This window comes from Pleomorphochaeta naphthae, from assembly GCF_055396005.1.
Window position 1 is genome coordinate 2,680,789 of sequence record NZ_AP042457.1, and the last position, 13,268, is coordinate 2,694,056.

At 29.2% G+C, this 13,268-nt stretch carries 12 protein-coding genes; 3 read left to right on the forward strand and 9 right to left on the reverse strand.

Going from position 1 to position 13,268, the window contains the following annotated elements:
- The first annotated feature begins 110 nt into the window (after positions 1 to 110).
- Together ACZ5SO_RS12270 and ACZ5SO_RS12275 are read left to right on the forward strand one after the other, a co-directional pair.
- The gene (locus ACZ5SO_RS12270) at positions 111 to 1,061 is read left to right on the forward strand and encodes an SPFH domain-containing protein (RefSeq protein WP_464624976.1); all 951 of its coding nucleotides are present in this window, start codon (positions 111 to 113) and stop codon (positions 1,059 to 1,061) included.
- Positions 1,062 to 1,113: 52 nt separating this feature from the next.
- Positions 1,114 to 1,323: a type II toxin-antitoxin system antitoxin gene (locus tag ACZ5SO_RS12275; protein WP_464624977.1), complete on the forward strand. Its 210-nt coding sequence runs from the start codon at positions 1,114 to 1,116 to the stop codon at positions 1,321 to 1,323.
- A 3-nt stretch (positions 1,324 to 1,326) separates the two neighbouring features.
- Here ACZ5SO_RS12275 and ACZ5SO_RS12280 read toward each other — a convergent pair whose 3' ends face one another.
- Positions 1,327 to 2,043 carry a DUF554 domain-containing protein gene (locus ACZ5SO_RS12280; protein WP_464624978.1) on the reverse strand — a complete coding sequence of 239 codons (717 nt, stop codon included), beginning with the start codon at positions 2,041 to 2,043 and terminating at the stop codon, positions 1,327 to 1,329.
- 48 nt (positions 2,044 to 2,091) lie between these two features.
- On the opposite strand from ACZ5SO_RS12280, the gene ACZ5SO_RS12285 reads away from it, so the two are divergent.
- A complete protein-coding gene (locus ACZ5SO_RS12285; RefSeq protein WP_464624979.1) occupies positions 2,092 to 2,697 on the forward strand; it encodes a nucleotidyltransferase family protein in 606 nt (201 codons plus the stop codon).
- Here ACZ5SO_RS12285 and clpB read toward each other — a convergent pair.
- The 8 genes from clpB to ACZ5SO_RS12325 form a co-directional block, all read right to left on the reverse strand.
- Complete coding sequence (gene clpB / locus ACZ5SO_RS12290) at positions 2,664 to 5,240, reverse strand: ATP-dependent chaperone ClpB (protein WP_464624980.1); 2,577 nt, start codon at positions 5,238 to 5,240, stop codon at positions 2,664 to 2,666. The genes ACZ5SO_RS12285 and clpB overlap by 34 nt on opposite strands.
- Before the next feature lie 83 nt (positions 5,241 to 5,323).
- Positions 5,324 to 5,929 (reverse strand): TetR/AcrR family transcriptional regulator, encoded by a 606-nt coding sequence (locus ACZ5SO_RS12295; RefSeq protein WP_464624981.1) that lies wholly within the window; start codon positions 5,927 to 5,929, stop codon positions 5,324 to 5,326.
- Positions 5,930 to 6,214: 285 nt separating this feature from the next.
- Positions 6,215 to 7,237, reverse strand: a complete 1,023-nt coding sequence (argF, locus tag ACZ5SO_RS12300; protein WP_464624982.1) for an ornithine carbamoyltransferase — start codon at positions 7,235 to 7,237, stop codon at positions 6,215 to 6,217.
- Between the two features lie 47 nt (positions 7,238 to 7,284).
- Entirely contained in the window at positions 7,285 to 8,499 is a 1,215-nt protein-coding gene (locus ACZ5SO_RS12305; RefSeq protein WP_464624984.1) for a DNA recombination protein RmuC, read from the reverse strand.
- A 73-nt stretch (positions 8,500 to 8,572) separates the two neighbouring features.
- Positions 8,573 to 9,376, reverse strand: coding sequence for a MetQ/NlpA family ABC transporter substrate-binding protein (locus ACZ5SO_RS12310; RefSeq protein WP_464624985.1), 804 nt, complete (start codon positions 9,374 to 9,376; stop codon positions 8,573 to 8,575).
- A 525-nt stretch (positions 9,377 to 9,901) separates the two neighbouring features.
- Positions 9,902 to 11,275, reverse strand: a complete 1,374-nt coding sequence (locus tag ACZ5SO_RS12315) for an IS1380 family transposase (protein ID WP_464623994.1) — start codon at positions 11,273 to 11,275, stop codon at positions 9,902 to 9,904.
- A gap of 231 nt (positions 11,276 to 11,506) precedes the next feature.
- Complete coding sequence (locus tag ACZ5SO_RS12320) at positions 11,507 to 12,169, reverse strand: methionine ABC transporter permease (RefSeq protein ID WP_464624986.1); 663 nt, start codon at positions 12,167 to 12,169, stop codon at positions 11,507 to 11,509.
- Entirely contained in the window at positions 12,166 to 13,161 is a 996-nt protein-coding gene (locus tag ACZ5SO_RS12325) for a methionine ABC transporter ATP-binding protein (protein WP_464624988.1), read from the reverse strand. Before ACZ5SO_RS12325 ends, ACZ5SO_RS12320 begins: the two co-directional genes overlap by 4 nt.
- Positions 13,162 to 13,268: the final 107 nt, after the last annotated feature.

The following is a 13,268-nucleotide window of genomic DNA, read 5'->3' on the forward strand; positions in this document are numbered from 1 at the left end:
TTATATGGCAAACCACTTTTTATTTGTATATAAATCTTGACAAAAGTATAAAACAGTTTCATACTTTATTTGATATCAAATTGATATCATACTTTTAAAGGAGATACAAAATGGAAGAAGTCAAAGAATTTAAAGCAAAATCAATAAATGGAGGCTTAGCATTTTTTGTTATTACTGCTATACAACTTGGCGTAATTGCATTATTTCTATTAAATTTTAAAACACACTTAGCCTTATCAATTACAATATTATCAATTTTAGAAATTATTATAATTATTTTATATTCGGGACTTACTGTCTTAAAACCCAATTCTGCAAGAGTTTTCACTTTTTTTGGAACGTATTGTGGAACTTTGAGAGGCCCTGGTTTTTTCTACATAAATCCTTTCTATACAAGTGCTACAGTTGGCTTTAAAAAAGCAGTAAGAAAAGATTCTAATGGGAATACAACGACATATGATCGTCCTATTAAAAAACTCTCACTTAAAGCTATTACATTAAATAACCAAAAACAAAAAATTAATGATGCCATGGGAAACCCCATTGAAATTGGAATAGTCGTAATTTGGAAAGTTATTGATAGTGCAAAAGCTGCATTCGCTGTAGAAAATTATTATGAGTTTTTATCAATACAAAGTGATAGTGCCCTAAGAAGTATTGTAAGAAAATATCCTTATGACAGCCCTGATGAAGATGAATCTAAACTATCACTTAGAGGAGATTCACAAGAAATTGCAGAAAGTTTAAAGAAAGAAATACAAAAGAAAGTTGAATTTGCTGGCTTAGAAATATTAGAAGCAAAAATTACACATTTAGCTTATGCTCAAGAAATTGCAGCTGCTATGCTTCAAAGACAACAAGCTGCAGCCATAATTGATGCTAGAAAGATGATTGTAGATGGAGCGGTTTCTATGGTACAAATGGCTCTAGAACAATTAAAAGAAAATGATGTTTTAGAATTAGACGAAGAGAGAAAAGCTTCTATGGTAAGTAATTTATTGGTTGTTTTATGTGGCAACAAAGATGCTCAACCCATAGTTAATTCTGGATCATTATATTAATTAATTATTGAGGAGATTGAACAACTCCGTCTTATGACGGAGTTTAGCTTATATGAGTGAAAAGAAAAAACAACAAAGAAAGCAAATTCCTTTAAGATTATCATCAGCTTTATATGATGAGTTAGTTCAATGGGCAGAACAAGATTTTCGATCTGTTAATAGCCAAATTGAATATCTTCTGCATGAATGTGTAAAAAAAAGAAAAAAACGACTTAATTCAACTTTAATTGAAAAAGAAGAAATCGATGCAATCGATGAATAAAAGCTAAGATAATAATTTAATAAACCAATTTATAGAGGTTGGAATTATTCTAATAAAAATAGGAGCTAAAACTAAACTTGGTAGATAATTTGCTGTTTTAAATTTCTTCAAATTTAATAAATTAAAAGCTATCATTACTATCATTAGCCCACCAACGGCAGATAATTCATTTAAACCGGCATCTCCCAACAGTGGTGAAATCAAAGACCCAACTATAGTAAAGAAGCCCTGATAAAGAAAAATCACAACTACACTAAACATTACGCCAATACCATAGGTGGCACTAAAGACTATTGCCATACTACCATCTAAAAAACTCTTTAATAATAATACTTCATAATCTTGTACAGTTCCAGCCTGTATGGGACCTAAAATGCTCATTGCTCCAGAACAAAATAAAACAGATGCGTTTAAAAATCCTTTTGCAAAAGAATCACCTTCACCTTTATTAACTGTTTTTCTTTCTAAATAATTTCCTAAATTATAAATACCTTCATGAATATTTAAACTGTATCCTATTAGTCCCCCGATTATTATAGAAAACAATAAAACCACATAAGATTCAGTCATAAGGCCCATTGAAATACCAATTAATAAGGTTGTTAAGCCTGCGGCACTTTCAACTATATGCTTAAATTCTTTACTTATATGATTTTTTATAAATAAACCAATTAACGAGCCTAAGACAACTGTAATACAGTTAATAATTGTTGCAATCATAAATATTAAATTATATGATTAGATAAACACTTTCAAGAGGTATTAAATTTGTTTAACATTATTTTAGCTGCAGGACTCTCTTCTAGAATGAAACAAAATAAACTGTTATTAAAATATAAGGATAAAACTTTCTTACATCATCTAATAAAAGCTTCTTTTGATGATGATTTAGATGTAATTGTTGTAACAGGGTGTTATGAAAAAGAAATATCTCTTGAAATAAAAAAGATTGAAAAACTTTATAATAAAAAAATCTATACCACTCACAATAAAAATTTTGAACTAGGCCAACTTTCTTCTTTAATAACTGGAGTAATCAAATTAAAAAGTTTAAATAACTCTTCACCCTATTTCATCAGTGTTGGAGATATACCTTTTTTATCTAAAGGTGATTTTATATCTTTGATACCCCATTTAAAAGATCATGATGCCCTTAGACCCATGGTAAACGGAATTTACGGACATCCTGTTCTAATTAATAATAAAATTACTGATGAAATTATAAACCTAGATTATGAAAACAAAAAGGAAGGCCTTAGATCTTTTTTAAAGAAAAAAGATACTATAGCCTTCCATTCATCAAATCAAGCCTACATTAGAGATGTTGATACAAAAGAAGATTACGAAACACTAATCTCTAAGCCATTATTATAAGCTAAGGTAATAGTAGATCCAGCTTTAAATTTGCCTTTTAATATTTCTTTAGCAAGTGGATTCTCTACCACTCTCTGTATAGCTCTTTTAATAGGTCTTGCTCCAAAATTAGGATTATATCCAATTGTATATAACTGTGTTAATAAAGAGTTATCCCACTTTAAATGAAGTTGTTTAGGCTCCAATCTATTCTTTAACTCATTAAGTTGTAGAGCTACAATCTTCTCTACTTGAGACCGTCCAAGCTTATTAAATATTACAATCTCATCAATCCTATTAATAAATTCAGGTTTAAAGGCTGATGCAATTGCTTGATGAATATGTTCTCTAGCCTCTTCATCACTGCTTCCATCAAAGAGATACTGTGATCCTAAGTTACTTGTCATAATTATAACTGTATTTGTAAAGTCTACAATTCTTCCTTGGCCGTCTGTAAGTCTACCATCGTCTAAGACTTGTAATAATACATTAAATACATCAGGATGAGCTTTCTCAATTTCATCAAACAAAATAACTGAATAAGGTCTTCTTCTAACCACTTCAGTTAATTGGCCACCTTGATCGTAGCCTACATATCCTGGTGGAGCTCCTATAAGTCTGCTAACTGAGTGTTTTTCCATATATTCACTCATATCAATTCTTTCCAAAGCTTTCTCACTATCGAATAATAACCTTGCTAATACTTTAGCTAATAAAGTCTTACCTACACCTGTTGGCCCTGCAAATAAGAAACTACCTAAAGGTCTTCTTTCATCAGAAATACCTGTTTTATTTCTTCTTATTGCATCACTTATTGCATTGATAGCAGTCTCTTGCCCAATTACTTCACTTGATAAGCTCTCTTCAAGATGTAAATATTTTTCAATTTCGCTTTGTTCCATTTTGCTAATTGGAATACCAGTCCAATTGCTTACAATTCTCTCTAAATCTTCTTCTGAAACTTCTTCCCTTAATAGAGATTTTCCACCTTTTTTCAATTCTTCAATTTTAGCGGATAATTCTTCAATCTCTTTTAAAAGCTTTGGAAGTTGACCATGTTTAATTTGAGCTGCTGTTGCTAAATCGCCATCTCTTTCAGCAGCGCTTTCCTTATTTTTTAATTCTTCAACTTCAACTTTTTTTGCTCGAATATTATCAATAGCTTTTTTTTCATTTTGCCATTGAGCACTCATAGCATCCATTTTAGATTGTAAATCAGCTAGCTCTTTTTCAATTTTATTAAGTCGTTTTTTACTTATATCATCTTCTTCTCTACTTAAAGCTTGCTTCTCAATATTTAATTGAAGAGCTTTATGATGTAGTTTATCTAACTCTTCAGGTTGGCTTTCAATTTCAATTTTTAATTGACTTGCAGCTTCATCAACTAAATCAATAGCCTTATCTGGTAAGAATCTATTTGTAATATACCTATTACTTAATACAGCAGCTGCTACAAGAGCTTCATCTTTAATTCTAACTCCATGGTGAACTTCATATTTTTCTTTTAAGCCTCTCAAGATTGCAATTGTATCTTCTACACTAGGCTCTTTTGTAAATACTGGTTGGAATCTTCTCTCTAAAGCCTTATCACTTTCTATATATTTTCTATATTCATCTAAAGTTGTTGCTCCAATAGTATGAAGTTCTCCCCTAGCTAATGCTGGTTTTATTAAATTAGAAGCATCTGTAGAGCCTTCAGCAGCTCCAGCTCCCACTATTGTATGTAATTCATCAATAAAAAGAATAACGCTACCATCGCTATTTACAATATCGTTGATAACTGCTTTAAATCTCTCTTCAAATTCACCACGATATTTTGCTCCAGCTAATAAAGAGCCCATATCTAACGATAGAAGTCTTTTATCTCTCAAAGATTCAGGAACATCATTTGATACAATTCTATTAGCTAACCCCTCTACAATAGCTGTTTTACCAACACCTGGTTCTCCTATAAGTACTGGGTTATTTTTAGTTCTTCTTGAAAGAACTTGCATTATTCGTCTAATTTCTTCATCTCGTCCAATAACTGGATCTAATTTACCAGCTCGAGCAAGTTTAGTAATATCTCTACAATATTTATCTAAACTTTTATATCGGGACTCTGGATCATTAGAAGTAATTCTTTGACTACCTCTAATATCCTTTAAAGCTTCCATAACATTGTTTCTGTTTACACCTAATTTCTTTAATTCTTCACTTAAAGGACAATCTGAATTAAGTAAAGCTAATAAGAAATGTTCTGTACTTACATATTCATCTTTAAATTTTTGACTTTCTTTCTCCGCATCAAAAAGAATATTTGATGCTTCTTGGGATAAGCTTTGTGTTGTATTTCCACCATAAGCTTTTGGTAAATTCTCTATTCTCTTAACAACTGTGTCTACAACAATTCTTGGTGATATTCCTATTTTTTCAAATAATGGAGATAAAAGGCCCTCTTGAGCATTTAACATTGCCAAGATTATATGTTCTGTAGTAATTTGAGGATTACCGTTTTCATTTGCGATAGAGCTAGCTGACTCTAGAGCTTCTCGCATTTTTATTGTCATTGATTCAATATTCATTTCTTCTTCCTTTTTTACTCACCCCTAAGTACTTAAAAAATAATAAAAAGAAGAAAATTTGACAACTTTTTTATTTAGAATATTTATTTGTTATCTGTTTTAAAAAAATTGAGATATGTGCTTATTAACTCTTTATTTTTAGTGGCATCTTTTAATTCTAGAAAAGCAAGTTCAATACAGAAAGATTCTAGTAATAAAGAAATATGTTCAGTAACTTTTTCAATAGAAGTTCCTTCTTTAATATCACCTCTATCTAAACCTAGTCTTAATAATCTTTTAAATAAAATATTTAGCTTAGCAGTCCTTCTTAAAATAACAGAATTAAAATCTGTTCCTTCTTTTCTCATCATGAACATAACGTCAACTAAAGATGTTAGCTCTCCTATATGTTCAACTCCTGTATCAATTATATCAGAACAGATTGCAATAACACGGTCTAAAACATTTTCATCTGAGTTCCAAGCAAAGTCTACATATTTTTCGAACATTTTTCCCGTTACCAATTTAACTGCATAATAATATATCTCATCTTTGTCTTTAAAATATTGATATATAGTTGGTCTAGAAATTCCACATTCTTGAGCAATTAATGATAGGTTTGAATCTTTATAACCCTCTTTAGCAAAAACATCTAATGCAGTTTGTAAAATTTTAATTTTTCTCAATTCATGATCAATTTTCTTTGGCATATCTATATTTCCTTAACTTTTCTTATTTTGACAGTTAATAACCACTTTGTACTATTATGCAATATAATTTTATACAACTCAACATTTATTAACAAAAAATAGCCCAAAAATGAGAATTATCTTTAATATTTACTTTACTGATAAAAATAATTTAACTCTCTTAATACAAATTTTGAAGATATTGAGATATTTAATGCTTCTATAAAAAATATTCTCCTAAATAAGTAATTAGGATTATTACTACTTAGGAGAATTTTATAAAATCATTTTATATTAAAAAATATCTTAATATATAACATCACTCATTGTTGCAACTATAACAGCCTTAATTGTATGCATTCTATTTTCAGCTTCATCAAAAACAATGGAATGTTTTGATCTAAAGACTTCATCAGTTACTTCCATTTCTTTTAATCCATATTTTTCAAATACCATTTTTCCAACAGTTGTTTCTAAATCATGGAAAGATGGAAGACAGTGTTCAAATAATACATTTTCATTTCCACTAGCTTTTAATAAATCCATAGTTACTTGATATGGAGCTAAAAGTTTTATCCTCTCTTCCATTTGATCTTCTTCACCCATAGATACCCAAATATCTGTATATACTACATCTGCACCTTTAACAGCTTTTTTAGGATCATTAATTATTTCGATTTTAGCACCACTTATTTCAGCTGCATCTAAGATCTTCTCCATTAATTTTGAATCTGGTGTTAATTCTTTTGGAGTTGCAACTGAAAAATTCATTCCAACTTTAGCAGCTCCAATCATTAGTGCATTTGCAACATTATTTCTCCCATCTCCAATATAGGCAAACTTCATGTCTTCGAATTCTTTGCCACAATGTTCTTGAGCTGTTAAAAAGTCAGCTAATACTTGTGTTGGATGATCATCATCAGTTAAGCCATTAAAAACAGGAACTCCACTAAATTTAGCAATATCTTTTACTAAATCCATGCTATACCCTCTATATTGGATACCATCGTACATACGACCTAAAACTTTTGCTGTATCTTCTATAGATTCTTTTTTACCCATTTGACTATTAGTCAAAAAAGTTACACCACAACCTTCATCATTTGCAGCTACTTCAAAAGAACAACGAGTTCTAGTTGATGTTTTATCAAAGATTAATACTAAATTTTTGTTTTCAAGTAATTTTCCTTGTAATGATTTATCATAATCTTTATTCTTTTTTTTATTTTTTAATTGTTTAGATAATTCAATTAAAAAAAGAATTTCTTCTTTTGAATAATCTAAAAGCGATAAAAAACTACGTCCCTTTAAATTAATGCTCTTATCCATGCCTATTACCTCATCTAATTTATTTTATTCTATGTTTTATAATAATACTAGTTTTTTTCACCTGTAATATCTTCTATCTCTTCACCTTCATCATCTTCTTCTATCTTATCAACTAAATTTAACTTTTTCTTCATTACTCTTGTTCTAGTTCCTAACTTATCTAAAGAAGAACTCGCTTGATTTAATTTTTGCTGTACTTTTTCAATTTGAATCGAAAATCTTTTGAACTCAGATTTTACACTAGAGAGAACATTCCATACTTCTTCACTTCTTTTTTCTATCGCTAAAGTCTTAAATCCCATTTGAAGGCTATTCAATAGAGCTGCAAAAGTTGTAGGACCACTTATAATAACCTTATAATCTCTTTGAACTTTATCAATTAACCCATTAATGCTTAACACTTCAGCAAATAAACCTTCGATTGGCAAAAATAAAATTCCAAAATCTGTTGTATTTGGTGGGTCAATATATTTTTCATTTATATCCTTTGCCTCTGCCTGTATTCTTGTTGCTATAGCTTTTTTTGCCATCAAAATCTTTTCTTTATCACCGGCTTCTTGGTATTCTTGTAATCTTTCATAATCTTCTTTAGGAAATTTAGAATCTATCGGTAAATAAACTGGAAAATCACCTTTCCCTGGAAGAATTATTGCAAATTCAACTCTGTTATTACTCGATTTACGAGTAATGACATTTTTCGCCCATTGGGAAGGAATTAGAAGTTGCTCTAAAATATTCTCAAGTTGATATTCCCCCCAAGTTCCTCTGATTTTAACATTCATTAAAATACGAGATAAATTTCCTACATCATTAGCTAATTCTTTCATCTCTCCTAGAGAATGATGTACTACCTCTAGTTGACTACTTACGACTTTAAAAGATTCATTAAGTCTAGTATTTAAAGTAGTAGTTAATTTTTGATCTACTGTTGCTCTAATCGACTCTAGCCTTTTTTCATTATCTTCTCTAATTTTTTCCAATTGAGAATTTACATCTACAGTTAATTTATCGCTTTTATGTTCGACTTTATCTAAAGATGTCATTAATCTTTGATCAAAACTTAAGATTTGATCAGATAAACCTTTTCTTTGGTTTTCTAAAATTTGTAATAATTCTTTTCTTGTTTCATTATTTTGATTTAAAATTAAATTTAAGGATGTATCGTCTTCAGGTTTCTTTATTTTTTTATTTTTTATGATAAGTATTATTAAAACTAATAATAGTATTAAATTTATACCTGCAATTATAATATTAATATTCATATTTAAAACAATAACACTAAACTATTAAAAAAGAAAAGGAATTTAAAAAATTCCTTTTCTTTTAAAAGCTTTATTATTTTACAAGTACAACCTCTCCGTTTGGATACTGTTCTTGAACCCAAGCTGAGACTTTATCACTCTTTAAAGCTTTAACTAAAGCATCTATCTTAGCAGATTCATTTCCTTCTTTAATTGCTACAACATTAACGTATGGACTTTCTGCACCCTCTATTAATAAACCATCTCTAGTTGCAATAAGACCTGCTGGGATAGCATAGTTACCATTGATTATTGCAGCATCTACATCACCAATAATTCTTGGAAGTGTTGCAGCTTCAATTTCTTGGAATTTGAAATTTTTAGGATTTTCTTTTATATCAAATGGTGTTGCTTCTAATCCTGCATTCTCATTTAATGTTATTAGATTAGCACTTTGTAATAGTAATAATGCACGTCCTTCATTAGTTGGATCGTTTGGAATTGCAATTGTAGCACCATCTTGTAATTCATCTAAAGAACTAACTGTTTTAGAATATAGGGCAATTGGTTCAACATGAATGCCTCCAGCAGATACTAAATGTGTATTATGTTCACTATTGAAAGTTTCTAAATATGGTAAGTGTTGGAAGAAGTTTGCATCAATTTCACCACTTTCTAAGGCTTCATTAGGTGTTACATAATCTGTAAATTCTATAACTTCTAAATCATATCCTTCTGCTGCTAAATCATCCTTTATTAAATTCAACATTGCTGCATGTGGTTCTGGAGTTGCTCCAACAACAATTTTATTTGATTGTACAGTTTCTTTTGCTCCGCTTGCAAATAATGATGTGATTGATATTAATGCTATAGCTGTTAATAGTAATGATTTTTTCATAAATTCCTCTCTTATATGTTTATTTTGGATATAGTTATCCTTTAAATATTATTTTTTTATTTAATTATTGTGATATTTTAAATAGATTTCTTGATGTGTTTTAGATATAAATATTTTAGCCCCTTAGGGCATCATCATAGGAGACATCATAGTTTTATTAGAAATTGACCGAATAATATTTATCATGATTCATCTCCTTTACTTATTTGTTTGATACTCTACATTTTTTTTATCAATAATTCAAGTATATTTATTCATTATTTCCTAAATCCGTATAAATCTTAATAATTGATAATTATAGCTAATTTTTGGCTATTTTATAATTGAATTATTTTGTTGTACGGATTTTATCTTGTCTATTTGTTTTAGCAATTTCTATTTTTACATTTTATTCCATTATTTTGATAGAAGAAAGAATAATATTTTTAATTTTTTCCAAATACAACTTTTTTCAGTCATACTAAACTCTTCTAATTGATATTAGAAGTATTATTTCTGTTGTTTTGTATTTATATTATTTGAGTGTTAAACAGAAAGCGGAAAATATATGTTAATAAATTTATCAATTCTTAATAACAACCCTGTCCAAGGATTATTCTTATAGAGTCGAAGCACTTTATTTCTTCCTTTTCTCATATATCTGGCACTAGTATAAATAATATCTCTTAATATTGTCTTCATTCTAATTCTATCTTTATTACCCTTAGTTCCTTCAGGTAAATAGAATTGATTTAATAATGTAATATCTCCAATTATTCTCAAAATGTTATAAGCATTAGTAATAGCTGCTAATAACATTTCATTTACTCTATATTTACCAGATGCTAATCTTTCAAAGTTTAAATCAGTTTTTATTTCACTATGATATTGTTCACTTGTTGCATGATCATGATATAGATTAACTACTGTTATTGCATCTTCAATAAGGTTAGTCCAATAAAGCTCTACTTCTATTTCTGGAAATAATAATATATTACCTTTTTTATCTTCATAAATCTCTTTTATCTTAAATGCTATTTGAGCCTTATTTGTAACATTTTCTTTTCCTACTGGATACATTTGGGTAAAATAACCATAGTATACAGTTGTTTGTCTATAATCATATGATATCTTTTTATCATATAATGATTTAGCTCTTTCTAATAAATCTTGTGAATAGTCGTTTCTTCTACATTTTTTCTTGATAATAAAGTTAACATTATTTTTATCAAGTACATTAATAGTTTCTACACTATCATGACCACTATCAAATCTACACAACACTTTACTATAATCTTCTAAAGTAAGTATCTCTTTAGCATTATCCAATACCTTTTGAACAAACGGTATTGAATCTTTTTGAGAATGTTGTTTTCCAGGTCTAAGTTCAGCTCCAATACAATAAGAGCCTAAGTAACTCATAAGTGGTGCAAACCCATCTTCCCCTTTATATGTTCTAGAACATTCTTCTTTATTGCATTTAGGATTAATCATAGGTGTTACATCAAAATCTAATGGAATATATTTTTCACTTATCTTTTCACATGGGAAAGAAACTTTCTTTAGTAATTCAATATTAACTAAATTACAATGTTCAATAAAATTTGCACTACGTTCTTTCTCTAAATACAATCTTAGTGTTTCTTGAGCAGGAGTGAATTTAAGATTTAAACATTCTTTAAATACTTCATTATTTCTAAATTGCTCTACATCAGAAAAATTAGTAAATCCCATAGAGTTTAAACCAACTAAGGTTTTATATATAGTTTCATTTTCTAAAAGACTTTTAGATTTAAGGGTATCCAAATCATATTCAGCATTATCATTAACTTTCATCATTGCAAATGTTAAAATTTTAGAAATTAAGTTTAAACCTGCTTTACTCTCTAGTGTAATTGTTGTAGAATCAAAATCAATCATTTGGCCTCTCCTGTTACGTTTTTTGTGATAATTTAATTGTAACATAAGAGGCTTTTTTAGTCTATAATTTACTATACATATGTTGATATATTTTACTTATTTTGTATTCTATACGGATTCAGGTATTTGTATATTTTTCTTAACTATTTCAACTTTTAGAGTATAAATATTAAAAAAGCTTCTCAAATGTACCATAAGAGAAGTTTAAATTTATAAGATTTGTATGTTTATTTATCTTTTTGACATTAAATGAGCAACTAATTTATCGCCTAAAACTTGAACTATTTCAACTAAAAGTAAGATAACAATAACTGCGACAAACATTACATCTGCTCTAAATCTTTGGAAACCATAACGAATAGCCAAATCACCAAGACCTCCGCCACCAATAGCTCCTGCCATTGCTGAATATCCAATCAAGTTAATAATTGTTAAAATTATTCCAGAAACTAAAGCAGGAAGTGCTTCGGGAATTAAAACTTTTACAACTATTTGATAATTAGTTGATCCCATAGCTTTAGCTGCTTGAACTACTCCTGGATCTACTTCTTTAAGAGCTGACTCTATTACCCTCGCTACAAAGGGAGCTGCTGCTATGCTTAATGGCACTATAGCGGCCTTTGTTCCTATTGAAGTTCCTAATATCAATCTTGATAAAGGAAATAATAAAATCATAAGAATTATAAAAGGAAATGATCTAAGAACATTTACAATTCTACCTAAAATATTATTTAAAAAGGGATGAGGAATTATTCCCCCTTGTTGTTCACTTGAAGTAATGCATAATAAAACACCCAAGGGTAAGCCTAGAATAAGTGAAAATAAAGTTGAGAAAAACACCATTTGCAAAGTTTCAATTGTTGATGTGCTAACTAAGGTAAATAATTGGTTCATACACTCTCCTCCACGATAATTCCGTTTTCTCTTAATTTAATGATAGCTTGTTTAACTAGTTCTTCATCTCCGCTAATATCACAAATAAGAGTTCCAATGTGAATGTTTTCAACATTCTGAACTCCACCTGCCCTTATGTTAAATTCAACTCCTAATTCTCTTGTTATTGTTGAAAGTATTGGTTCATCTGTATGTTGTCCTTTAAATCTTAAAGTATAAAGGCCTCCATCACTCCATCTAACAATTTCAGAGGAAGGAGTATCTGTTGAAAGGTGAGATAAAAAGTCTTTTGTCACTTTTGTTTTTGGATTAGAGAAAATGTCTATTACTTTCCCTTCTTCTACAACTTTTCCACTATCTAATACTGCAACATAATCACAAGCATCTCTTACGACTTCCATTTGGTGTGTTATCATTACAACTGTTAAACTCATTTTTCTCTGTATATCTTTTATAAGATCTAATATGGAATGAGTAGTTTGCGGATCTAGAGCACTTGTTGCTTCATCACAAAATAAAATATCAGGTTTTGTAGAAAGAGCTCTTGCGATTGCTACTCTTTGCTTTTGACCACCTGAAAGAGTACTAATTGGAGCATTTTCTCTGCCTTGTAAATCAACAAGATCTAGCATTTCTTTTACTCTATTTTTTATTTTTTGCTTATCATAGCCTTGTATTTCCATAGGATAAGCTATATTTTGTCCAGCTGTTCTAGAAGAAAATAAGTTAAAATTTTGGAAGATCATCCCAATTCGTCTTCTCTGTTTATGCAATTCTTCTTTTTCTAAATTATCAACTCTTGATGACCCATAAAAAACTTCACCAGAATCTGGCTTTTCTAACATACTTACTAATCTCACTAGCGTAGACTTACCAGCACCACTTCGTCCAATAATTCCGTAAACTGTATTTGAGGGAATGTCTAAACTAATATCATCAACGGCTTTTAAATCACCATAAGCTTTTTTTAATTTTTTTAGTTTTATTTCCATCATTACTCCAATTAAGTTATTTGTTTCATTCTATATTAAAGATGGGTCTAATAACAATATATAGATACATAAAAAAAAAACACTTTTAATAAGCTAATTTATTTTAT